The sequence below is a fragment of the Campylobacter sp. MIT 99-7217 genome (genome assembly GCF_006864365.1).
Lineage (GTDB): Bacteria > Campylobacterota > Campylobacteria > Campylobacterales > Campylobacteraceae > Campylobacter_D.
Map to the genome: position 1 here is coordinate 1 of NZ_QHLJ01000001.1, position 21,369 is coordinate 21,369.

General features: G+C 34.7%; 24 protein-coding genes. 14 read left to right on the plus strand and 10 right to left on the minus strand.

The genetic code is table 11. The features are described from left to right. Nucleotides 1-12: 12 nt before the first annotated feature. The 6 genes from DMB92_RS00005 to DMB92_RS00030 form a co-directional block, all read right to left on the minus strand. Complete coding sequence (locus tag DMB92_RS00005; RefSeq protein WP_142680993.1) at nucleotides 13-1,122, minus strand: galactosyltransferase-related protein; 1,110 nt, start codon at nucleotides 1,120-1,122, stop codon at nucleotides 13-15. Nucleotides 1,123-1,129: 7 nt separating this feature from the next. Beyond that, on the minus strand, nucleotides 1,130-2,074 hold the full coding sequence (locus tag DMB92_RS00010) for an SIS domain-containing protein (RefSeq protein ID WP_142680994.1): 945 nt from the start codon (nucleotides 2,072-2,074) through the stop codon (nucleotides 1,130-1,132). A gap of 14 nt (nucleotides 2,075-2,088) precedes the next feature. Next, the gene (locus DMB92_RS00015) at nucleotides 2,089-3,771 is read right to left on the minus strand and encodes a polysaccharide biosynthesis/export family protein (protein ID WP_142680995.1); all 1,683 of its coding nucleotides are present in this window, start codon (nucleotides 3,769-3,771) and stop codon (nucleotides 2,089-2,091) included. Continuing rightward, on the minus strand, nucleotides 3,771-4,847 hold the full coding sequence (locus DMB92_RS00020) for a capsule biosynthesis protein (RefSeq protein ID WP_185900147.1): 1,077 nt from the start codon (nucleotides 4,845-4,847) through the stop codon (nucleotides 3,771-3,773). The genes DMB92_RS00015 and DMB92_RS00020 overlap by 1 nt, the downstream gene beginning before the upstream one ends. A 125-nt stretch (nucleotides 4,848-4,972) precedes the next feature. After that, nucleotides 4,973-5,638: an ABC transporter ATP-binding protein gene (locus DMB92_RS00025; protein WP_142680997.1), complete on the minus strand. Its 666-nt coding sequence runs from the start codon at nucleotides 5,636-5,638 to the stop codon at nucleotides 4,973-4,975. Further along, nucleotides 5,635-6,414: an ABC transporter permease gene (locus tag DMB92_RS00030; RefSeq protein ID WP_142681336.1), complete on the minus strand. Its 780-nt coding sequence runs from the start codon at nucleotides 6,412-6,414 to the stop codon at nucleotides 5,635-5,637. Before DMB92_RS00030 ends, DMB92_RS00025 begins: the two co-directional genes overlap by 4 nt. A 200-nt stretch (nucleotides 6,415-6,614) precedes the next feature. Here DMB92_RS00030 and DMB92_RS00035 point away from each other — a divergent pair, with 200 nt between their 5' ends. Genes DMB92_RS00035 through DMB92_RS00045 form a run of 3 tightly spaced genes read left to right on the plus strand, consistent with a single transcriptional unit; the run spans nucleotide 6,615 to nucleotide 8,649 of the window. Beyond that, nucleotides 6,615-7,181: an ATP-binding protein gene (locus DMB92_RS00035; protein ID WP_142680998.1), complete on the plus strand. Its 567-nt coding sequence runs from the start codon at nucleotides 6,615-6,617 to the stop codon at nucleotides 7,179-7,181. Nucleotides 7,182-7,222: 41 nt separating this feature from the next. Continuing rightward, nucleotides 7,223-7,912, plus strand: coding sequence for a dUTP diphosphatase (locus tag DMB92_RS00040; protein ID WP_142680999.1), 690 nt, complete (start codon nucleotides 7,223-7,225; stop codon nucleotides 7,910-7,912). After that, the gene (locus DMB92_RS00045) at nucleotides 7,909-8,649 is read left to right on the plus strand and encodes an EI24 domain-containing protein (protein ID WP_142681000.1); all 741 of its coding nucleotides are present in this window, start codon (nucleotides 7,909-7,911) and stop codon (nucleotides 8,647-8,649) included. The genes DMB92_RS00040 and DMB92_RS00045 overlap by 4 nt, the downstream gene beginning before the upstream one ends. Here the strand turns inward: DMB92_RS00045 and tilS are convergent. Both tilS and rimO read right to left on the minus strand, forming a co-directional pair. Further along, nucleotides 8,612-9,586, minus strand: a complete 975-nt coding sequence (tilS, locus tag DMB92_RS00050) for a tRNA lysidine(34) synthetase TilS (RefSeq protein ID WP_142681337.1) — start codon at nucleotides 9,584-9,586, stop codon at nucleotides 8,612-8,614. The two genes, DMB92_RS00045 and tilS, sit on opposite strands and share 38 nt — an antisense overlap. Further along, the gene (gene rimO, locus DMB92_RS00055; RefSeq protein WP_142681001.1) at nucleotides 9,582-10,898 is read right to left on the minus strand and encodes a 30S ribosomal protein S12 methylthiotransferase RimO; all 1,317 of its coding nucleotides are present in this window, start codon (nucleotides 10,896-10,898) and stop codon (nucleotides 9,582-9,584) included. Before rimO ends, tilS begins: the two co-directional genes overlap by 5 nt. Nucleotides 10,899-11,045: 147 nt before the next feature. Between rimO and DMB92_RS00060 the strand changes: the two genes are divergently transcribed. From DMB92_RS00060 to prfB, 4 genes are all read left to right on the plus strand, one after another. Continuing rightward, nucleotides 11,046-11,261 carry a hypothetical protein gene (locus DMB92_RS00060; RefSeq protein WP_142681002.1) on the plus strand — a complete coding sequence of 72 codons (216 nt, stop codon included), beginning with the start codon at nucleotides 11,046-11,048 and terminating at the stop codon, nucleotides 11,259-11,261. After that, nucleotides 11,261-12,223 carry a hypothetical protein gene (locus tag DMB92_RS00065; protein ID WP_142681003.1) on the plus strand — a complete coding sequence of 321 codons (963 nt, stop codon included), beginning with the start codon at nucleotides 11,261-11,263 and terminating at the stop codon, nucleotides 12,221-12,223. The genes DMB92_RS00060 and DMB92_RS00065 overlap by 1 nt, the downstream gene beginning before the upstream one ends. A 74-nt stretch (nucleotides 12,224-12,297) precedes the next feature. After that, entirely contained in the window at nucleotides 12,298-12,624 is a 327-nt protein-coding gene (locus DMB92_RS00070) for a hypothetical protein (protein WP_142681004.1), read from the plus strand. A 91-nt stretch (nucleotides 12,625-12,715) separates the two neighbouring features. Further along, nucleotides 12,716-13,813, plus strand: a complete 1,098-nt coding sequence (prfB, locus tag DMB92_RS00075; RefSeq protein WP_142681005.1) for a peptide chain release factor 2 — start codon at nucleotides 12,716-12,718, stop codon at nucleotides 13,811-13,813. Nucleotides 13,814-13,927: 114 nt separating this feature from the next. Here the strand turns inward: prfB and rdgB are convergent, their stop codons facing one another. Next, nucleotides 13,928-14,530 (minus strand): RdgB/HAM1 family non-canonical purine NTP pyrophosphatase, encoded by a 603-nt coding sequence (rdgB, locus tag DMB92_RS00080; RefSeq protein ID WP_142681006.1) that lies wholly within the window; start codon nucleotides 14,528-14,530, stop codon nucleotides 13,928-13,930. A 118-nt stretch (nucleotides 14,531-14,648) separates the two neighbouring features. Here rdgB and DMB92_RS00085 point away from each other — a divergent pair, with 118 nt between their 5' ends. Then, a complete protein-coding gene (locus DMB92_RS00085) occupies nucleotides 14,649-15,950 on the plus strand; it encodes an MFS transporter (protein ID WP_142681007.1) in 1,302 nt (433 codons plus the stop codon). Between the two features lie 46 nt (nucleotides 15,951-15,996). Further along, nucleotides 15,997-16,716 (plus strand): thioredoxin fold domain-containing protein, encoded by a 720-nt coding sequence (locus tag DMB92_RS00090; RefSeq protein WP_142681008.1) that lies wholly within the window; start codon nucleotides 15,997-15,999, stop codon nucleotides 16,714-16,716. Between the two features lie 4 nt (nucleotides 16,717-16,720). Here the strand turns inward: DMB92_RS00090 and DMB92_RS09300 are convergent, their stop codons facing one another. After that, nucleotides 16,721-16,843 (minus strand): hypothetical protein, encoded by a 123-nt coding sequence (locus DMB92_RS09300; protein ID WP_260604671.1) that lies wholly within the window; start codon nucleotides 16,841-16,843, stop codon nucleotides 16,721-16,723. Here DMB92_RS09300 and DMB92_RS00095 point away from each other — a divergent pair. The 5 genes from DMB92_RS00095 (at nucleotide 16,838) to serS (ending at nucleotide 21,363) form a co-directional block, all read left to right on the plus strand. Continuing rightward, nucleotides 16,838-17,221, plus strand: coding sequence for a hypothetical protein (locus DMB92_RS00095; protein ID WP_260604672.1), 384 nt, complete (start codon nucleotides 16,838-16,840; stop codon nucleotides 17,219-17,221). The genes DMB92_RS09300 and DMB92_RS00095 overlap by 6 nt on opposite strands. 66 nt (nucleotides 17,222-17,287) lie before the next feature. Continuing rightward, nucleotides 17,288-18,685, plus strand: coding sequence for a ribosome biogenesis GTPase Der (der, locus tag DMB92_RS00100; protein ID WP_142681010.1), 1,398 nt, complete (start codon nucleotides 17,288-17,290; stop codon nucleotides 18,683-18,685). Further along, nucleotides 18,678-19,169: a shikimate kinase gene (locus DMB92_RS00105; protein ID WP_142681011.1), complete on the plus strand. Its 492-nt coding sequence runs from the start codon at nucleotides 18,678-18,680 to the stop codon at nucleotides 19,167-19,169. The genes der and DMB92_RS00105 overlap by 8 nt, the downstream gene beginning before the upstream one ends. After that, entirely contained in the window at nucleotides 19,166-20,125 is a 960-nt protein-coding gene (gene trpS, locus DMB92_RS00110; protein WP_142681012.1) for a tryptophan--tRNA ligase, read from the plus strand. The genes DMB92_RS00105 and trpS overlap by 4 nt, the downstream gene beginning before the upstream one ends. A gap of 2 nt (nucleotides 20,126-20,127) precedes the next feature. Next, entirely contained in the window at nucleotides 20,128-21,363 is a 1,236-nt protein-coding gene (gene serS / locus DMB92_RS00115) for a serine--tRNA ligase (RefSeq protein WP_142681013.1), read from the plus strand. Nucleotides 21,364-21,369 lie beyond the last annotated feature (6 nt).

The window sequence follows — 21,369 nt, forward strand, 5'->3', positions numbered from 1 at the left end:
AAAAAAACATTTTTAAGCCTTATTTTCTTTAAAAAATATTTTTAAAAGAGGATTTTTACTTTCCTTAAAAAAGTTTTTTGGATCTTTTTTAAGTTTTTTAAAAAGCCTATAAAATTTAGTATGAGAAAGCTTTGTGATGAAGGGGCTTAAAAGGCTTAAGCGTAAGCCTTTGAAATGTCCAAGTTCAAATTTATAAGCTGTGTAGGCTAGGGAGTTTAGGCTGATTTGATTTTTGCTTTTATCCGGACCTTGTTTTTTGCAAAAGGCTTCAAATTCTTTGATTTGTTCATAAAAAATTTGATGATTTTTTTCTTTGTGATCAAGATAGCCGTTTTGATTTGGATTTTCATGCCAAAAATGAAGAGCATAGATCCCATAAAAAGCTCCCTCATATCCAAGCAAGGAAAACAAAGCCCTAAAGCCTTTAAATTCGCTAAAATCCCAAGTCCTGCTATCATAACTTAGATCCTTTGGCAAGGCTTCAAAATAAGAGCTTTGCCTTAAAAATCTAAGCAAAAACTCAAAGTCTTCATAACCATGCCCTATAAATTTATCACTAAAGCCCTTAAGTTTTAAAAAGATTTGCTTGTTATAAACGATCAAAGATGAGGCAAGAGCGAAATTTTGAATAAATCTTTTTTCCTTACTCATCAAGTCATTTTGAGCTAGGCTATCCCATGTTTTTTCATCATTTTTTTTAAGTAAAGTGCTTCCTTCTTTGCTTAAATAAAGACAAGGAAGCATTAAAAATTTGTTTTCATTTTCTGCGATTTGTTTTGTTTGGATAAACTGCAAAAGCCTTTGCAAAGAAAACAAAGAAAGATAACAATCCACATCTAAAAACATGATAGCTTCAGCCCTTGCATGCCTTGCTCCTAAATTTCGACACTCACCTTGTGAGAAAGCACAAGAAAGTTCTTGAGCCTCATCTTTAAGATAGATATGTCCTTGTTTTAGGATCAGTTCTTTGAGTTCTGGGTGTTTTAAAGATGAAAAGCCCTCTACAAATATGAATTCCACATTTGTATCACTTGTATAGAAATTCGCCTTTTCTTCCACTCTTTCTTTGATGAAAGCCCTTTGTAAGCTCGTTCCAAAGGGAATGATAATGGAAAGTTTCATAAAGCCTTTAAATCCTACCTATATCATAAAGTTGTATTATGCCTGCGATTTTGCCTTGATCCTTGACAACGATTTCTTTTATTTTATGCCTTAACATAAGCTCTTCAGCCTCTGTTGCCATGGCTTCAGCGTCGATTGTTTTAGGGTTTTTGCTCATGATTTCTTTTGCTTTAAAATCAAATCTTGGTTTTTCACTCGCTTTTAAAGATCTACGCAAATCCCCATCAGTGATAATACCTACAAGCTCATCATTTTCAACCACTATACAAAGTCCAAGTTTTCCACTTGTCATCACATCAACAAGCTCGTTGAAATTTGTATCCAAATGCACGATAGGAAGCTTTTTTACCATAAGATCTTTAACCTTAGTAAGAAGTTTTCTGCCTAAACTACCACCTGGGTGAAACAAAGCAAAGTCATCAGGCTTGAAATTTCTTGCTCTCATCAAAACAACAGCTATAGCATCACCCATAACAAGCGTTGCTGTGGTTGATGAGGTGGGTGCTAGTTGCAAGGGGCAAGCTTCTTGTTCAACTGAGATATTTAAAAAACAAATTCCTTGTTTTGCTAGGGTTGAGCGAGCGTTTCCGCTCATTGTTATGAGAGGAATTTTTCTTTTTTTGATAGCTGGTATGATTTTAAGCACTTCTTCTGTTTCGCCTGAGTTGGAAATTGCTATTACCACATCATCAGTTGTTAGCATGCCAAGATCGCCGTGTAAAGCCTCGCCCGGATGCATAAAAAAGCTTGGCGTGCCTGTACTTGCCAAAGTTGCTGCTATCTTAGCGGCAATATGTCCTGATTTACCCATACCTGTGATCACACAACGCCCCTTTGCATGCAAGATCAAATCAATAGCCTTATTGAAATTTTCATCAAGTAAATTTTGTAAATTTATAATGCTGTCAGCTTCTATTTGCATGACTTCTTTGGCGATTTTGATCTTATCCATTGTGCATTTCTCCATTATTTATTGATATTTAATACGACATTTGTTGCAATGGCGATTTGATAGACGATTTGAGTGAGCATTCCTATGATTTGTAGGTTTTGACTATCTACCTTTGGTAAAACAAGGATAGAATCACCGGGTTTTATCTGTATGGCTGAGCTAAAAAAGCGGCTCGAGTATCTTTCAGCCTTTCCGCTTGTCCTGATGACAAGAATTTTTGACAAATCAGCCCTATCGCTAAAATCTCCTGCTAGATTGATATAGTATTTAAGCCCCTTACCTTGAGCATGAACGAAGGCTCCTGGGAGTGAAACTTCGCCCTGAACTAAGATGAGATTGTTTTTGTTTGGGATATTGATCACATCTTCATCTTCTAAGATGACTGATTTATAGGCATTTGGATTTTCGATAACGATTTGACCCTTTGGCTCAACCTCTTTTGCTCTTTGGATAAACTCAAGAATATTTCTTGCTTGATTTACCCTCATAGCAGCGCCTTCTGAATTTGCTGAAGGAGCTGTTAGAGCTAGTGTTTCAAGCTCTTTGAGCTGAGCTTCTATGAGTTTTTTTTGTGTTCTTGCTACACTTTTTCTAAAAACCTGCACCGAGTTCATGTCTGATTGGCTATTTGGCTTGATGAGTTTAACAACTTCTTCTAAGCTCGTGCCTTTTCTTACTACAAAAGAGTGCAAACCACCATGTTCGCCCTCTATCTTCACGCTAATACTTTGGGAGTTAAAATCAGGACGAAACTCTATCTCATCGCCACTATTAAGAGCCGTGTTAGCAAAGTCTTTTTTATTTACAGCCTTGATGTGAAGCTCGTGATTGTCCCCATAAGTTCTTATGATAGCACTTGTTGTAGTGGGCTTCATGCCTGCGATATTTGCAAGATCAAAAAGTGTTTTGATATCATCTTTAAGTTCAAATCTAAAAGGCTTTTGCACCTCGCCACTTGCTAGAGCATAATGCTTTAAATTTGAAACTAAGATCACATCTCCACTTCTAAAAGGAAATAAATACATCTGCCCACGCAATAAAAAATCATATAAATCAATGGTGTTAATAAGCTTATTATCCCTTAAAATTTGTATATTTCTAAAGCTTCCATAGTCTAAATTTATCCCACCTGCCTTATCGATGTATTGGATTATAGAATCAGAGCTTAGTCCTTGATAAAGTCCGGGATTATTCACATTCCCGGTTACAAAAACACTAACATTTTGATAAGCATTCATATCTGCATAAACAAAAACATTGCTTTTATAAACCTTGCTTACACTTGCTTTGATCACGCTTAAAAGCTCGCTATTTTTTACGCCCAAAACCCTTATCGCTCCAACTTGAGGGATAAAGATATTTCCTTGAGAATCCACGACTAAATTTCTTTCAAATTCAATCGCACCCCAAATTTTAAGGCTGATTTGATCGCCAACAGCAATTTTATAATCAGGATTATAAAGATGTTGCGTTGTTGCGATAAATTTCCCACCAAACAAATGAGAGCCAAAGACTTTAGGTGCTTGGTTGATGACTTGTGTTTGAGGATCTTGATTTGTTTGAGTGCTTGGTTGAGCTAAGGAGCTATTTTCATCATAAAGGCTTGCTTGTGCTGCTTGTGTTCCTGCAATCTGCGAGACATCAACTGCTAAGACATTTAGCATGCTTATAATGCTTATTAAAAGGATTTTTTTCATCAGTATTTATGCTCCTCTATGATCGTTCTAATAAGTTTTAAAACCCCAAATACAAGGCTTAAGACTACAAAGATAGTGATGATATTATAAATTTTCTTAGGATACTCAGCACTTTGTGGCAAGGTTGGAGCTTGCACGATGACTAAGTGTTTGATCTTTCTTATCGTCTCAATCCTTGTTGTTTCATAAGCCTTAAGGGCTGCTTCATACGCACTTTGAGCAAAGCCTACTTCGATTTTGAGGCTTTCAAAATCAGCAGCGAGATTGTTTAATTTTTGCGTTTGTTCGTTTAAAGATATGATTTGAGCCTTTTCTTTTTCAAGTTGGGCTTTTAAAGCTTTGATCTCAGCTTTTAAGATACTTAATTGAGGGGCGTTATCTTGGATATAGCTTTGCATGGCTAAAAGTTCTGCTTCTTTTGTGGCTATTTTACTTTCCATTTCGGTTAAAAAACTGCTTCTGCCCTTTGCTTCTTGTGAGGGATCAAAGACCCCATGTTCATTTTGAAAGACGATAAGTTTATTTGAAGCTTCTTGGTATTTTTCTTTATATTTGATAAGCTCGCTTTCGGCAAAGTTTAGATCCTCTCTTGCACTTTTATGAGAAAGTTCGTTGATAAATCTTTCACTTTCTTTAAGTATAGCACCTGCTATAAGCCTTGCTTGCTCAGGCGTAAATCCTTCTACTTGTATATTTAAAAGAGCATTATCTTCTGTGATTTTGATGCGGTCTTTGTAATACCTCACAAATTTATCTTCATTAGCACTAGGGCTTAGAGAAAAGAAAAAATCGAGCTTTTGTGCCTCATAAATTTGACGAATATTAATCTCTTTTTCTAAAACCCTGAGCATATCAGGAGATAAAATATAGGTTCTAAGATAATTTACATCATCATTTGAGCTTAAACTTGAACCACCAAGTAAAGAGCCAAGCCCGGAAATTGCTATACCTGAACTTTGTTCGCTTGATTTAACCGTAACAGCTGTTTCACTGACAAAACGATCAGCTGCGATGAAAGTATAATAAATCACAACCAAAATCATAAAAAAAATCACAGCCTTAAAGCTTCCTAGCATGAAAAGTTCTTTAAGTTTTTGAGCAAGGCTAGTTTGTTTTATGGTTTGAAAAGTGGTTGCTCCACCCTTTTTTAAATTTCTAAAGTTTTGCACAACTTCTTTTCGGTTAAAATGAGGAAGTCTTTTCATTTAAGCTTTCCTTGATACACAGCTATACCCTCATCAACATCATCATAAACATGGATATTTCCATTATCAAGTAGGACGATTTTATCGCACCATTGTTTGATTTCTTGGATATTATGAGAAACCATGATCACTTTTGAGCTTGAAAGCCTTTCTTCGTAAAGTTTTCTACTTTTTTTAGCAAAGGCAGGATCGCCCACCGCTCCAGCTTCATCGATCAAGTAATAATCAAAGTCAAAAGCCATGCTCAGTCCAAAGCCTATCCTTGAACGCATACCAGAACTATAAGTGCCTATAGGTTCATCAAAAAATTTACCAATTTCTGCAAAATCTTCTACAAATTTGATCTTTTCTTTGAGTTTTTGCCCTCTAAAGCCATAAACCCTAGCAACAAAGGCAACATTTTCTCTTGCTGTTAAAGCATTTTGAAAGCCTCCTCCTAAGCCAAGTGGCCAAGAGATGCGGACATTTGTGATGATTTTTCCACGATTTGGCACTTCAGCCCCACTTAGCATATTCATCAAAGTTGATTTTCCAGCCCCATTTTTACCCATAAGTCCAATGCTGCAATTATCAGGAAATTCAAAGGTAAAATCCTTGAAAACATAATGCTTCGTGCCATTGTTAAGCTGGTAAAATTTAGTGATATTATCAAGTCTTATCATGGTCTTGCCGCCGATAACTCTTGTCTTTTATAATAATACACCCAAAGCCCAACAAGAAGCAGTATAAGACTTACGATGATAGGATAAAGTATATTTACACCCTCTCTTGCAGGATAATGTTCAAAATAGTTCATTTTAATGGTTTCTGTTATATGAAGCCAAGGATTGTAAAGTAAGTATTCAAATAAAGAATCAGGAACAATCCAGCTTGGATAAATGATAGCTGAACTAACATAAATCAACACAACAAAATAAGGCAGGATAGATTTTAAAGGCTCAATGAAGTGATTAAGTATAGTAAGGCAAAGTCCTAAAGCAAAGCCTGAAAATACTAAAACTAAAAAAGCTCCATAAACTTCTAAAAAGTGATAGGGTAAGACACTAAGATGAAAAATCCAACCAACTAAAATCATTGTTAAAACAAAAATAAAAAAATAAATAAAGCTCTCAACTAAGGTTCTTGCGATAAAAACATGTATGGGTTTTACCGGTTTATAAGTAAAAAGCCCTAAATTTCCGCTGATTCCACCAAGCATTTGAGTAACTGTGCTTCGAAACATAAAATAAGGGATAATCCCTGTAGCTAAAAACATGAAGATAGATATCCCCTCTGGCATGGGAAAATGTCTATACTGCCTTATCATCGTAACAACGCTTAAGATCACTAAAATTTGCCCCATAGGTTCGCCAATAACCCAAAAATAACCAAGCCTTCTGTTTTTACCAAAACGAGTTTTCAACTCTCGAAAAAAAAGGGCATAAACAACATTAAACATAGCTTGATAGGCATTCATCTATATCTTATCCTCAAGTTGTTCCTTTGGCGTGAATTTAAGCACATTAAAATTAATAATTATAAATTTTTTTTACTTATATTTTACTTTGCTAAATTCGGAGTTTTTTTATAAATCTTTAGTATTCATTTTTTTATAAAAATACCGATATGAGTTTTATCTTCTTAAATCAAGGATAAAAAATGCAAGTTGAAGCAAGTAAAAATCAAAATTTCGGTTTTTCTTATACCACAAGTACCGGAAAAAGTTTATCTCTTTCCATGTTTGATAACAAAAGTGCCTCAGCTAGTCAAGATGAAAACTCAAAAAGTTTAAGTCTAAGACATGAATATGGCTTTAGTTTTTCTTTTCAAGGCTCTAAGCTCACTGAAGATGATGTGAGCGAGATCAAAAATGCCATGAAAGAAATAGAGCCTATCTTAAACGAATTTATGCAAAATAGCAAGGTTGGCGAGCTAAAACCAAAGGATTTTATCCAAAATGCTATGCAAATTGCAAATCTTTTGCCAAGTAGCGAAGATGAAAACAAGCAAAATGCAACCCTAAATAATCTTGTTAATTTAATGGACAACACCCTAAAACAACACCAAGGTGGCATTCAAAGCGAGAATGTAAATTTACTTGAAGATACTAAAAAGCTTTTTGAAGAGGTTTTAAAGCAAATTCAAGAAAAACTTGAGGCACAAAAGAAAGAGCTTGAGGAAAAAAATTCGCAAAAAGGCGAAAATCAATTCGATTTTTATGTTTGATATTTTATAATTGTGTTTAAATTTTAAAACGAGGATCAAACATGACTTATGCACAAATTGTTCAAAGTATGCTCGAGCTTCAACAAAGGCTTAATGACGAAACCAACGGCGTTGGCTGGGAAGATGGCTACACGAAAGAAGGCAAGCTCATCAGCTTTAGAAGGTGCATTTATATGGAATGTGCTGAGCTTATGGACTCTTTTGCATGGAAGCATTGGAAGAGCATAAAAAACCCTACGAATTGGCAAAATGTGCGTATTGAAATCGTCGATATCTGGCATTTTATCTTAAGCTTACTTTTAGAAGAATATAAAAGGAAAAACCCAGATAAAGAATTTATCGCTAAAGAAGTCATTAGCGTGGGTTCTTTTAATGATTTTTGTAAAGAGACAAGTAAGCCAAATGATGAAGATATTTACGGCGTTTTAAATGATATAGAGCTTATCATTCATAAGTGCAGTGGCTTTGGCTTTGATCTTGGAGAGCTTTTATCGGCGTATTTTATCCTTGCTATTAAATGTGGCTTAAATCTTGAAACCCTTTATAAAACTTATATCGGTAAAAATGTGCTTAATGCCTTTAGGCAAAATCACGGCTATAAAGATGGCTCATATAAAAAAGTGTGGAATGGCAAAGAAGATAACGAAGTTTTAAGCGAAATTTTAGAAAACGAGCTTGAGTATGACGCCATTTATCAAAGCTTAGAAAAAGCCTATAAAAACGCAAAATGAAAGAAGTTTTAAGCCTCGCACTTAGGGATTTTTTTACGAAAAAATTTCTTAAATTTGCCTTTTTGCCTTTGTTTTTAAGCTTTATTTTGCTTGCGATTTTAGCTTTTTTTGGCTTTCATTTTTTGCTTGATTATTTTGATAGCTTGTTTGCAAGCAGTGATCAAAGCGGAGTTTTAGCGTGGATTTATAGCTTTGCTTTCGTGCAAATTTTGCTTGTGATTTTAAGTTTTTTATCTGCTTCTTTTATCGTGGTTTTTGCCTCGGTTTTTTTGGCGATTTTCATCGTTTCTTTTTTAACCCCCTTAATTTCAAAAGAAATCAACGCCAAATACTATCACCACGAGCTTAGAGGGGAAGTAAGCTTTTTTAAAGCCTTACAAAAAATGCTTTGGATATTTTGTAAATTTATTTTCTTTTTTGCTTGTGCTAGCGTGCTTTTGCTTGTGCCTTTTGTGAATTTGTTTATTTATTATGTGGTGATTTACTATCTTTTTCATAAGCTTTTGATCTTAGATGTGGCAAGTAGCGTGCTTAACAAAGCAGAATTTGAACACTTTTATTTAAAAACTACGCCCTTAGAGTTTAAATTTGCAACGCTTTGCTTTTATTTGCTCTCATCAGTGCCATTTTTTGGGCTGTTTTTGCAAGTTTTTTATGTGATTTTCCTTACTCATCTTTTTTATCAAAAAGTTCTTGATCTTAAACCCTTGCAAACTGCACAAAATCAGCTATCTTAAGCCCTTTTTCAAACAAAAAGCTTCTTAAAAAGGGCGGAATTTTGGCTTTTCTACACTCTTCTTTAAATTTTTTGGGCATTTTTTCATTTTTTAAAAACTCAAAAACAAAAGCCTTTCCCTCATAAAAGCAAAGTGCGATTTTACCACTCATTACGCAGTCTTTTTTCATCATTTGCTTTCTTTGTTTAAAAGAAAGCAAAATTCCTTTTTGCTTAAAAGCCTTTGCGATAATGCTAGCATTTAAAGCACATTTTAAAATCCCCTCAAACTCGCTTAAATTCTCATCTAAAAGTGCTTTTAAATCCTCATTTAAATACTCAAAACTTTTCTTCGCTCCACTTGAAAAATGCTCTAAAAACTCGTTTGCAAAATGCTTTCTAAAAAAATTCCGCTTAAATTTCTCATCAGCATTGCTCTCATCTTCAAAAAAATGAATTTTATTTTGCTTTAAAAAGGCGTAAATTTCGCTCTTTGGCGTGTAAAGCAAGGGTCTTAAAAGAGTGTAGGATTTTCTTTTTTCAAGCTCTTTCATTCCCAAAAGCTCCAAAAGCCCAGCACCCTTGCTAAATTGCATCAAAAACCACTCAAATTGATCATTAAGCTGATGTGCTAAGATCAAGTTTTCATAGCCTTTTTGGACGCAAATTTGCTCAAAAAAATCATATCTAAACGCACGCGCATTGCTTTCAAAATTGTTTTGAAAAAAGGGTGCTTGTGTGCTAAAAATTTTTTTCTTAAATTTAAGGGCAAGTTTTTTGGCTTCAAGTTCTTCAGTATCGGCATTTAAACGCATTTTGTAATTAATCATAGCCAAATCAAAAGCAATATCAAGCCTCGTTAAAAGATAAAAAAGTGCGGTAGAATCGCTACCATAAGAAAAAGCAAGCAGATTTTTGCCCTTTTTAAGCTCTTTTAAAACCTCGGCATTAATGTTAATCATCTATTTTTCTTAAAGCCGTTGCAATGAGCTTTTTATCAACACTTTGCGTGATTTTACACTCATAAATCAAGCCACTTTCAAGCTTTCCACACAAGCTTTCATTTATAAGAATTTCCCCGTCAATTTCATGCGTCCAACGCAAATCCTTGCCCGCCACAAAAAATTCTCCCTCGCTTGAAGTGCCTGTGCATATTACTTTTCTTATCTTTTGCACTTCTTTTTCAAAGTTTTCATCTAGTTTTTGTTCGACGATTTTTTCGATGATTTTAAGGCGTTGGTTGATGATTTTGCTTGGAATTTGAGACATATCAAAAGCCTTGGTATCTTCTTCTTTGGAGTAGCCAAAAATGCTGATCCTATCAAAGTCAAATTCCTTGATAAACTCGCAAAGTTCTTTAAAATCCTCCTCATTTTCTCCCGGGTGTCCTACGATAAAACCCGTTCTTAAAAAGCTTTGCTCTGCTTTTCTCATCAAATTTAAAAGCTCTTTTAAATGCGAAGAATCAGCCCCTCGCTTCATGATCTTAAGCATTTTATCGCTGATATGTTGCAAGGGCATATCAAAGTAATTCACAAAAATATTTGATTTTATAATGCGTTCTATGAGCTTAAAACTTGCCGTAGTTGGATAAAGATAAAGTATGCGCGCAGCCTTTATGCCCTCTATCTTTTCGATCTCATCAATCAAACTTATAAGCCCATCTTTTTTGCCCTCATCAAAAAGATACGAACTTGTATCTTGAGCGATGAAAGAAAAGTCTTTAAAACCTCTTTTTACAAGGCTTTGAACCTCATTTACTATGCTTTTTATGCTTCGTGATTTAAGCCTACCTTTAAAGCTTGGGATAGCACAAAATGAGCAGTTTTGATTGCAACCCTCAGCGATTTTTATAAAGGCGTGAGAGTTTGAGCCTGTGATAATGCGAGCGGTATTTTCGCCTTGCAGGTAAGTTGAATTTGAGAAAAGATTTTGTTTTTTTAAGATAAGCTCATCTATCTTTTCAAAATCCCCTGTTCCGCTGAAAATATCAACCTCCGGAAGCTCTTTCATCAGCTCCTCGCGATATCTTTGCATCAAACAGCCAGTTACCACGAGCAAAGAGCCTTTTTTACGGCTTTCGTGAAGCTCTAAAATAGCATTTATACTTTCTTCTTTAGCACTTTTGATGAAGCCACAGGTATTGACGATCAAAACATCAGCCTTGTTTGGATCTTGCGTTAAAGCGTAGTTGCTAAGACGCCCTAGCATGATCTCGCTATCCACAAGGTTTTTGTTACAGCCCAAAGATTGTAAATAAAGTTTTGGCATTTGGCTCTCTTTAGATAAAAATAAAGCAAGATTATATCAAATTTGGCTTAAATTTGAAATCTTATTTTTATTAAAATATGGGTTTAAATTTTTTATAAAAATACCGATTTTATCTGAGTAAATTTAACATTTCAAGGAGAAATCATATTGAAAAAAATTATTTTACTCACTCTTTTATCAACCTTTCTTATAAGTTTGCTTGAAGCAAGACGCCCTTATAGACCAACAAATCCTAGTTTATCCGTAGATAGATCTTACAGACCAGGATATGCTGATCAAAACAACTACTACAACCGCTTTGAATACTGCAAAAGAATGTATGGGCATAATCGCTTAAAATATCTTGCTTGTTTGGGTTATTGATGATAGGACCTCTTTCTTATTCTCCTTATTCAAAGCTTATAAATGATAAGGCTTTGCTTCAAGCAGCTGTTTATCGCACAGGCTTTGTTAAGGGAGGAAATTTAACCCAAAAAGAGCTTGAAAGCCTTGATGAAAAGCTCAGCCAAAACAAACTTGCTTTAAATTCAAGCTCTCAAAACGAGCTTGATAACAAAGAAAAAGGCTTTTTGACAATTTATTTAGACGAGGAAAAAAGCGTTAAGCTTAGCGCTTTTTCTGTGTATTTACTTGATAGTAATTTTCAAGGTTTATATGAAAGAAAAGATGGCTCTTTCATAGCTCATGGCTCAAGTTTAAATTTCCTCAAAGCTTGGCATAATGAAATCGCTTTTAATAGAGGATATTTAGCAGCTGATGCAAACAAAGATTCATTTATAGATGAGCAAGAAAGCTTAAATCTCAAAACAGCCTTTAAACCCTCAAAAACCTTGCTTTGTTATGATCAACTTTTTATGCAAACTTATGGAGGGGTAAATTCTTATGATAAATTAAGTAAATATACCCACTTAATAGATGAAAAAACTCGCAAGATTTTTATCCAAGAAAGTTTAAATTTAGCCCTTGATACGAGTATAAAGCTGGATAAAAATTTAGACGGAATCATCACTTATGAGGATATTATCCATCAAAATTTAGATACAAAAAATAATTTTCATCTTTTTGTAAAAAATTATTTCAATGAAAAAATGAGCGAGTTTAAACCTGAGGAGTTTTTGAAATGGTATGAAGAGCAAAAAGCTAAGATCAATGCTCTTATGCAAGAAAAAATTAATGATGAATTAAAAAATTTAGAAGAAGACGAAACAGCAGAGCTAAAAAGTAAGCTACTAACACAAGGCTTTGAAAGTTTAAGTGCTGATGAAAAGCTTGCCGTAAGGAGACTTTTTCCTGATCTTGTGAAAAGCTTGGATTTGGAAGTTTAAATTTCTGCTTTGTGATTTTAATCCTTCCAAAGCAAAGAATAAAATTTGATCTATATACTCAAAAAGCTTATGAAGTGCGTTATACTTATATTGATGGTTTGCATTTAGCCTGCAAGATCAGCTCTCAAAATTCTTTAATTTCAAATGTGGATTATAGAAGATATGATTTGGCACACACTCCATATGAAAAAATACAAGCTCCAAATGATATTATCCAAAAGGTAAATTTATTAATGAATGAAATGGGGTTAAAATATGCTGCTTTAGATTTTATCGTTACTCCAAAAAATGAATGGATTTTTTTGGAAGCAAATTGTTTTGGACAGTGGCTTTGGATTGAAACTCTGAGCGGTTTAAATATTTCAGATGAAATTGTAAAATGGCTAGAGGGTCAATCATAAATTATAAATCTATGTGATTTTAATTTGAGCTTTAATTTTTAAATTTAAGTCAAAATTTGCTAAAATTACGCCTTTATTTAAGGAAAATTTTATGGACAATTACGAATACACCGAGCTTTTAAAGACTTTAAAAAATAAAGTAAGTAACATTGCTTCCATCATCAAGCCTGAAAATATCAAGGCAAGGCTAAAGGAGATCGAGGCTCTTGAAAATGACCCAAGTTTTTGGAGCGATGTAAAAAATGCCGGCATTATAGGCAAGGAAAAAACAAAAATCACAAATTTACTTAAAAACTACGAAAACGCTTTTAATGCCATTAACGACGCAAGCGAGCTTTTTGACCTAGCTAATGCAGAAAATGACACCGCCACGCTTGAAGCTATCTTTAATGACGCAAACAGCCTTGAGGACAGCATTACAAGCCTTGAAATTTCTATGCTTTTAAGTGGGGAAAATGACAGCAAAAATGCTATCGTTAGCATTCACCCAGGAGCTGGTGGAACTGAAAGCAATGACTGGGCGAGCATGCTTTATAGAATGTATCTTAGATTTTGCGAGCGTGAGGGCTTTAAGGTGGAGACCTTGGACTTTCAAGAAGGCGATGAAGCGGGGCTTAAAGATGTGAGCTTTTTGGTTAAGGGCGAAAATGCTTATGGGTATTTAAAGGCTGAAAATGGCATTCACCGCCTCGTTCGCACAAGCCCTTTTGATAGTGCGGGACGCAGGCACACAAGCTTTTCAAGCGTTATGGTAAGCCCTGAGCTTGATGATGATATTGAAATCGAGATCGAGGAAAAGGACATTCGCATTGATTATTACCGCGCAAGTGGTGCAGGCGGACAGCACATCAACAAAACAGAATCCGCCGTTCGTATAACGCACAATCCAAGCGGCATAGTCGTGCAGTGTCAAAATGACAGATCCCAGCACAAAAACAAAGCCACCGCCTTTAAAATGCTAAAATCCCGCCTTTACGAGCTTGAGCTTATGAAGCAACAAGAGGCAAATAATTCAAGCGAAAAAAGCGAAATCGGCTGGGGACATCAAATCCGCTCTTATGTGCTTTTCCCTTACCAGCAAATAAAAGACAACCGCTCAAACGAAGCCTTTTCTCAGGTTGATAGCATACTTGATGGAGATATTAAAAAAATGATCGAGGGCGTTTTGATTGCCCTTAAAAACGAGTGATTTTTACAAACTAAAATAATGCTTGTCCTGAAAAAAACGAAACATAGAAAACATAGACTATGTATAAAAATATAATGAGAGCTAAAAATTTAAGAAATGTTTTTACATTTTGCATTATTTTTCCTTTATAGTTTGAAGACAAATTCGCATGTATTCTAAGGCTTTAGAGCGATGAGAAATTTGTGCTTTTTCGTCAAATTTAAGTTCAGCTAGTGTTTTATCGTAATTTTTAGGGATAAAAAGTGGATCGTAGCCAAAGCCATTTTCTCCTTTTGGCGAAGTGATGATTTTTCCATGCAAATATCCATGTGTGCAAAATTCCACCAAATCCCCCTTAGCTGCTATACAAGCAACATAATAAGCCTTACTTTCTTGCAAATTTAAGTCCTTAAGTTTTTTTATCAACAAAGCATTGTTTGCAAGGTCTGTTTTTTCCGGACTAAATCTAGCCGAATAAATGCCCGGAGCATTGTTTAAAGCCTCAACACAAACCCCACTATCATCACTTAAAACAATAAATTCTTTTTTCTGCCTTTCATCAAGGGCTTCAAAAACAGCCTTTGCTTTAATCATAGCATTTTGTTTAAAGCTTGTGCCATTTTCTTCGATCTCAAAAGGAGTTAGCACCTCATGAAATGCGTAAATTTCAAAATTCTTAAGCAAGGCTTTTAGTTCTTTGAGTTTATGAGAATTCGAGCTTGCTAGAAGTATTTTCATATCCTGCCTTTGTTTTATTTGGGTTTTGAAATTATAGCAAAGTTTATAAATTTAACAAAGTGTTAAAAAAAATCATAGTAGAATTTATGCTTGCTGATTTTAATTTTTAGGAAAGAAAATGCTAAAGAGTGTTTTACCGCTTTCTTTTATCGTTGGAACTAGATTTTTTGGACTTTTTATAGTACTTCCGGTATTAAGTTTATACGCTACACATTTACAGGGTGCAAACACCCTTTTGATAGGATTTTTAGTAGGTGTTTATGCTCTAGCACAAATGTTTTTGCAAGTGCCTTTTGGTATCATGAGTGATAAATTTGGACGCAAAAAAACCTTGCTTTTGGGGCTTGTTATTTTTATCATCGGCTCTTTTATCTGTGCTTATGCAGATCATATTTATATGATGATTTTAGGGCGTGCTATACAAGGAGCTGGAGCTGTTGGAGCTGTGGCTGTGGCAATGATTAGTGATTTTGTGGAGGAAGAAAACAGAGGCAAGGCTATGGCGATAATGGGTATTTTTATAGGACTTAGCTTTGCTGCTTCTATGGTTATTTCTCCTTTAATGAGCGAAAAATTTGGGCTTTCAAGTCTTTTTGAGCTGAGTGCTTTTTTAAGTTTTATTTGTATTATCTTACTTTATACCTTAGTGCCAAAAGCCCCTTGCATTACTCATCAAAATATCAAAACCCCTTTGCATAAATTTTTTACCCAAAAGAATTTTGCCCTTATGAATTTTACAAATTTTATGCAAAAAATGCTTATGAGCTTGGTTTTTGTGTTTTTTCCTGTGTTGTTGGTTGAAAGTTTTGATTATCCTAAGCAAGATCTTTATGTGATCTATACTTTTTGTATGATAGCTGGATTTTTAGCTATGGGTTTAGCAGGGAGCTTAGGAGAAAAAAGAGGTTTGAGTAAAGCTATGCTTTTATTTGGAGTTTTTTGCTTTTTGGTAAGCTTTGTTTTATTTGAGTTTTCTTTTTATTTGGAAGCACTTTCGTGTTTTATCATAGCTTTTATCGTTTTTTTTATAGGTTTTAACATACATGAACCTATAATGCAAAGCTGTGCTTCTAAATTTGCTAAGGTTAATGAAAAAGGTGCTGCTTTGGGCGTTTTTAATGCTTTTGGTTATGCGGGTAGCTTTTTTGGTGGGATTTTTGGTGGGATTATGATGTATTTTGGATATTTTATTTATATGATTATCGCCTTGATAATCCTTTGGTTTATTTTGCTTTGTTTTTTAAAAAATCCAAATGAGTTTAAGAATTTATATCTTGGTCTTGATGAAAAATTTGATATACAAAAATTGCAAGATACCTTGGGTATAATCGATATATACCAAAATGCAAAAAATAAAGTGATCAAATTTGATAGTAAAATTTTAGATGAAGAGAAGATAAGAACTTTGATAAAGTGTTAAATAAAATAAGATACAATCTAATTAAATCAAATTTTTAAGGAAAAAAATGAAAAAGTTTTTTATAACAAGTTTATGTTTAAGCAGTATGCTTTTTGCTGCGAGTAATGAAGAGATTATTAAATTTTATTCGCAAATCGTTCAAACTCAGCTTCCTAAGGCTAAGGTCAGTATCATCAAAAGACAAAAGGTGCAAAACTCAGACATTGAAAGTGTAGAGCTTAAGATAAGTAGCCCTGATGGCGAGCTTACGGAGCTTTTATTTACTAAAGATAAGTTTATCTTCCCAGAGCTTATAGATATAAAGGAAGGAATTTCTTATAGGCAAGAATTTGAAATGAATAAATTTCAAGAAGCTAAATTAGCTTTTGAAAAAAAAGCTCTTGCAGAACTTAAAAAAGAAAAGCTTATTATTTCACTAGGAGATAAAAATAAACCAAAGATGTATGTTTTTAGTGATCCTGAGTGTCCTTACTGCAGACAGCATTTAGCAAATATAGAAGCAGAGCTTAAAACACATCAAATTGATTTTGTCTTTACGCCTGTTCATGATAAATCAGCTTTTGAAAAATCAGCCCTCATCTACAAAGAAAGCAAAAATGCAAAAAGCGATGCAGAAAAAATTGCTATCTTTAGAAAGTATTTTGATCCAAAGCTTCAAAACTATCCAAAGGTAAGTGAGCAGGAGTTAAAACAAATGACAGATTTGTTTTCTAAGTATCAAAAGCTTGGTTTAAGAGCTGTGCCTGCTATCATCAATGATAAATAAAATCTTAATATTTGTTTTTGTATTTATCTTTAGTGCTTGCACAACGCCTAAGATAAATACTTTCATTCATACAAATAATGAGGGCATTTTTATCAAAAATTTTTATAACAAAAGCGTAAGCTTGCATTTTCAAAATCCCTCAAATATCCAAACCAAACTAGAGCAAAAACTCAGCCAAGCTCTTGAACAAAAGGGTTTAAGAGTAGTAAAAGAAAATGCAGATATGCAAATTTTACTCAATATCGTTGATTTCAGAAAGTTAATGTATGCTCAAAGAATGAGCAATTATACCTATACCTTTTTTTATGGACCATTTATGAGAGTTGATGCAGATGTGGAGTTTGAAAATTATTTTTTAATGCAAGTGAATTTGCAAGTTATCCAAGGAGTAAATTCTCAAAGTACAAGCCTTGTTGCAAGGACAAGCTATCTTGCAGGAGTAAGTGAAAGTAAAGAGGCTTTAGAAGATAAGATCGTTACGCAAATCATCAGCTTTTTTTATTGATTTTTAGGCAGGAACGCTTTTATTAGCTTAAATTCATTATAATCACAAAAAATTTTTAGGAAGATTATGCAAAGCATTATACTTGTGGGCAAACCAAATGTCGGTAAATCAAGCCTTTTTAACCGCATCGCAAGACAAAGGATTGCCATTACAAGTGAAATTTCAGGCACAACAAGAGATGTCAATAAAACCGAAGTTTTTATAAATTCAAAAACAGCTACGCTTATTGATAGTGGCGGACTTGATGAAAGTAGCGAGCTTTTTAAAAATGTCAAAAAAAATACCTTGAAAATGGCTAAAAATAGCGATATTATCCTTTATTTAGTCGATGGTAAATTTTTGCCAGATGATGAGGATAGAGTTTTTTTTTACGAACTTAAAAAGCTTAAAAAGCCTATGGCTTTGGTCATTAACAAGGTTGATAGCAAAAAAGATGAAGAAAGAGCGTATGAGTTTGTAAATTTTGGCGTGAAAGAAATTTTTAACATTTCAGTAAGCCATAATAGCGGACTTGACGAGCTTTTTTCTTGGCTTGAAAAATTTTTAGATGAAAGCGTTTTGATCAAAGATGAGGAAGAAAGCTTAGAAGAATTCTTAGAAAATTTTGATGAAAGCTTTGCTGAGGGCGATTTTGAAGCTCAAAAAGAATTTAAAAAAATCGATGAAAATCATATCAAAGTAGGCATAGTAGGTCGCGTAAATGTCGGTAAATCAAGCCTTTTAAACGCCTTGGTTAAAGAAGATAGAAGTGTGGTGAGTGATGTGGCTGGAACTACCATTGATCCGGTTAATGAAAGTATCGAGTATCAAGGAAAGGTTCTTGAGTTTATCGATACTGCAGGCATTCGAAAAAGAGGCAAGATCACAGGGCTTGAGCGTTTTGCACTAAATCGCACGGAAAAATTGCTTGAAAAAGCTCAAATAGCACTTTTAGTTTTGGACGCAAGCGAGGGCTTTAACGAGCTTGATGAGCGTATTGCTGGGCTTATTGGTAAGCATTTTTTAGGCGTTATCATCGTGCTTAATAAATGGGATAAAAGTGAGCTTGAATTTGACAAGGTCGTAAAAGAGCTTCGTCTTGATCGTTTTAAATTCCTAGCTTACGCTCCTATCATTAGCGTTTCAGCACTCAGTGGCAAACGCGTGCATGTCTTGCTTGAAAAGATTTTGCAAGTCTTTGAAAACTGTACGCAAAAAATCCCAACTGCAAAGCTAAATGCCCTTATAAGCGAGGCGACAAAGGCTCACCCCTTGCCGCATGATTATGGAAAATTGGTTAAAATTTATTACGCCGTTCAATACGATATCGCTCCAGCTAAAATCGCTCTTATTATGAACCGTCCAAAAGCCTTGCATTTTAGCTATAAAAGGTATTTGCAAAATCAAATAAGAAAAGAATTTGACCTTGAGGGCTGTCCATTAATCCTTGCTTCACGCAAAAAAGGTAGCAAAGAAAATGAATAAAAATATTTTTCTAATAGGCTTTATGGGTAGTGGAAAAAGCACTGTGGCTAAGGCTTTAGCAAAAAAAATAAATTATAAATTTCTTGATACGGATTTGGCTATTGAGGAAAAAGTTAAACTTAAGATTAAAGCAATTTTTGCCCAAAAAGGCGAGCAGTTTTTTAGAGATGAAGAAGCAAATTTAGCCCTTGAGCTTAAGAAATATAAAAATACTGTCATTGCTACTGGTGGCGGTTTTCATAAAAATTTAAAAAAAGATAAGGCAAGTGTCATTGTGTATTTAAGGGCTGATTTTGATTATATTGAAGAAAGGCTTGGTAAGAGTGGGGCTAAAAAAAGACCCCTTTTTCAGGATAAAGAAATGGCAAAAAAACTTTTTGAAACTCGCCTAGAAGAATACGAAGAAAAAGCTGATCTCATCATTGATATTAAAAATAAAAGTGTTTTAGAGATCATCATGCAGATTATGAAGGAGCTAAAATGAGGATTTTAACAGGACTTCAACCAAGTGGGGATTTACATATAGGCAATTTTTTCGGTGCTATTAAGCCTATGATCGAGGCTCAAGATGATAATGAAATGCTGATTTTTATAGCAAATTATCACGCTATGACCTCAAATCAAAATGGCGAAATTTTGCGTCAAAACGCCCTCAAAGCAGCAGCAGCTTTTTTAGCCCTTGGAATTGATCCTAAAAAAAGTATTTTTTGGCTTCAAAGTGATGTAAAAGAGGTTTTAGAACTTTACTGGATACTTTCTCAATTTACCCCTATGGGGCTTTTAGAGCGTGCTCACAGCTTTAAGGACAAGGTTGCTAAGGGCTTAAATGCTAGTCATGGGCTTTTTTCTTATCCTGTTTTGATGGCTGCTGATATTTTGCTTTTTGATACCCAGCTTGTGCCTGTTGGAAAGGATCAAATTCAGCATGTTGAAATCGCTCGCGATATAGCCTTAAAGGTAAATAATGAATGGGGCGAGCTTTTTACCCTGCCAGAAGCAAAGATAAATGAAGATTTAGCCGTGGTTTTAGGAACTGATGGGGCTAAAATGAGCAAGTCTTATAAAAATACCCTTGATATTTTCGCACCCCTAAATACACTTAAAAAGCAAATTTCAAGTATAATCACCGATAGCACCCCGCTTGAAAGTCCAAAAGATTGGCAAACTTGCAAGGTTTTTAATATCGCTAAATTATTTTTAGATGAAAAAGGCACGAACGAGCTTAAGGCAAGATATGAAAGAGGAGGCGAGGGCTATGGGCATTTTAAAGGGCTTTTAAACGAGCTTATGCTAGAGTATTTTGCTAAGGCTAGAAGCGAGTATGAGCTTTTGCTTAAAGAACCTAACAAGCTTAAAGAACTTTTAGAATTTGGTGCGAAAAGGGCTAAGGAGCTAGCTTCGGTAAAAATGCAAAAAATTTATGAAAAGATAGGATTATAATCATGCTTGATTTAAAAAATTTACAAAACAGCTTTGATGCGGTGGCTAAAAAGCTTAAAAATAAGGGCGTTGATGAGGCTTTATTAAGCGAGCTTAAGAGCCTTTTTATAGAGCTAAAGGCTGAAAAACAAGCACTTGAAGAGCTTCAAGCTTTTCAAAATAAATTTAGTAAAGAATTAGCTAGTAGCACGGATAAAGAAGCTTTAAAGACTAAGTTAAGTGAAAATAAAGAAAAAATTTCAATTCAAAATGCCAAGGTAAATGAGCTTGAAACAAGGCTTGAAAGCTTAGCTTCTAGCATTCCAAATATCCCTGCCGATGAGGTTCCTGTTGGAATCGATGAAAGTGAAAATGTGGAGCTTAAAAGGGTTTTAACCCCACCTAAATTTGACTTTGTGCCAAAGGAGCATTTTGAGCTTGGCGAGGCCTTGAACTGGCTTGATTTTGTAAGAGGAGTTAAGATAGCAACAAGCCGTTTTTGCGTGCTTAAAAATGAGGGTGCTTTGCTAAGCCGTGCTTTAGTAAATTACATGATAGATTTTAACCGCTCAAGGGGCTTTGAGCTTGTAAATGTGCCTTTTATCGTAAATGCTAACACCATGTTTGGCACAGGACAGCTTCCTAAATTTAAAGATGATGCTTATAAGATAGAAGGAGAGGATAATTATTTAATCTCAACCTCAGAAATCCCTGTAACTAATCTTTATAGCGCAGAAATTTTAAGTAGCGAAGAACTTCCTATAAAAATGACTTGTTATAGCGCTTGCTTTAGAAAGGAAGCTGGCAGTGCAGGACGCGATACAAGGGGCATCATAAGACAGCATCAGTTTGAAAAGGTGGAACTTGTAAGCATTACAAAGCCAGATCAAAGCGAGGCAGTCTTTGAAGAAATGCTAGCTTGTGCTAGTGATTTGCTAAGTTCTTTGGGACTTGCTCACCGTCATTTAATGCTTTGTACAGGAGATCTTGGCTTTAGTGCTGCTAAGACTGTTGATTTAGAAGTTTGGCTTGCTGGACAAAATAAATATAGAGAAATAAGCTCGGTGTCAAACTGCCTTGATTTTCAAGCAAGAAGGGCTAAAATTCGCTTTAAAAACGAGCAAGGCAAAAACGAGCTTGTACATACGCTTAATGGCTCAAGCCTAGCAGTTGGTCGAACTTTAGTAGCGATTATGGAAAATTATCAAGATAAAAATGGTAAAATAAGTATCCCTGATGTGCTTAGGAAATACTTTTAAGGGGCT

Excerpts from the sequence above, each read along its gene's own strand:
- DMB92_RS00005 (WP_142680993.1), bottom strand. The coding sequence starts at position 1,122 with ATGAAACTTTCCATTATCATTCCCTTTGGAACGAGCTTACAAAGGGCT.
- DMB92_RS00010 (WP_142680994.1), bottom strand. The coding sequence starts at position 2,074 with ATGGATAAGATCAAAATCGCCAAAGAAGTCATGCAAATAGAAGCTGAC.
- DMB92_RS00015 (WP_142680995.1), bottom strand. The coding sequence starts at position 3,771 with ATGAAAAAAATCCTTTTAATAAGCATTATAAGCATGCTAAATGTCTTA.
- DMB92_RS00020 (WP_185900147.1), bottom strand. The coding sequence starts at position 4,847 with ATGCTAGGAAGCTTTAAGGCTGTGATTTTTTTTATGATTTTGGTTGTG.
- DMB92_RS00025 (WP_142680997.1), bottom strand. The coding sequence starts at position 5,638 with ATGATAAGACTTGATAATATCACTAAATTTTACCAGCTTAACAATGGC.
- DMB92_RS00030 (WP_142681336.1), bottom strand. The coding sequence starts at position 6,414 with ATGTTTAATGTTGTTTATGCCCTTTTTTTTCGAGAGTTGAAAACTCGT.
- DMB92_RS00035 (WP_142680998.1), top strand. The coding sequence starts at position 6,615 with ATGCAAGTTGAAGCAAGTAAAAATCAAAATTTCGGTTTTTCTTATACC.
- DMB92_RS00040 (WP_142680999.1), top strand. The coding sequence starts at position 7,223 with ATGACTTATGCACAAATTGTTCAAAGTATGCTCGAGCTTCAACAAAGG.
- DMB92_RS00045 (WP_142681000.1), top strand. The coding sequence starts at position 7,909 with ATGAAAGAAGTTTTAAGCCTCGCACTTAGGGATTTTTTTACGAAAAAA.
- rimO (WP_142681001.1), bottom strand. The coding sequence starts at position 10,898 with ATGCCAAAACTTTATTTACAATCTTTGGGCTGTAACAAAAACCTTGTG.
- DMB92_RS00065 (WP_142681003.1), top strand. The coding sequence starts at position 11,261 with ATGATAGGACCTCTTTCTTATTCTCCTTATTCAAAGCTTATAAATGAT.
- prfB (WP_142681005.1), top strand. The coding sequence starts at position 12,716 with ATGGACAATTACGAATACACCGAGCTTTTAAAGACTTTAAAAAATAAA.
- rdgB (WP_142681006.1), bottom strand. The coding sequence starts at position 14,530 with ATGAAAATACTTCTAGCAAGCTCGAATTCTCATAAACTCAAAGAACTA.
- DMB92_RS00085 (WP_142681007.1), top strand. The coding sequence starts at position 14,649 with ATGCTAAAGAGTGTTTTACCGCTTTCTTTTATCGTTGGAACTAGATTT.
- DMB92_RS00090 (WP_142681008.1), top strand. The coding sequence starts at position 15,997 with ATGAAAAAGTTTTTTATAACAAGTTTATGTTTAAGCAGTATGCTTTTT.
- DMB92_RS09300 (WP_260604671.1), bottom strand. The coding sequence starts at position 16,843 with ATGCAAGCTTACGCTTTTGTTATAAAAATTTTTGATAAAAATGCCCTC.
- der (WP_142681010.1), top strand. The coding sequence starts at position 17,288 with ATGCAAAGCATTATACTTGTGGGCAAACCAAATGTCGGTAAATCAAGC.
- DMB92_RS00105 (WP_142681011.1), top strand. The coding sequence starts at position 18,678 with ATGAATAAAAATATTTTTCTAATAGGCTTTATGGGTAGTGGAAAAAGC.
- trpS (WP_142681012.1), top strand. The coding sequence starts at position 19,166 with ATGAGGATTTTAACAGGACTTCAACCAAGTGGGGATTTACATATAGGC.
- serS (WP_142681013.1), top strand. The coding sequence starts at position 20,128 with ATGCTTGATTTAAAAAATTTACAAAACAGCTTTGATGCGGTGGCTAAA.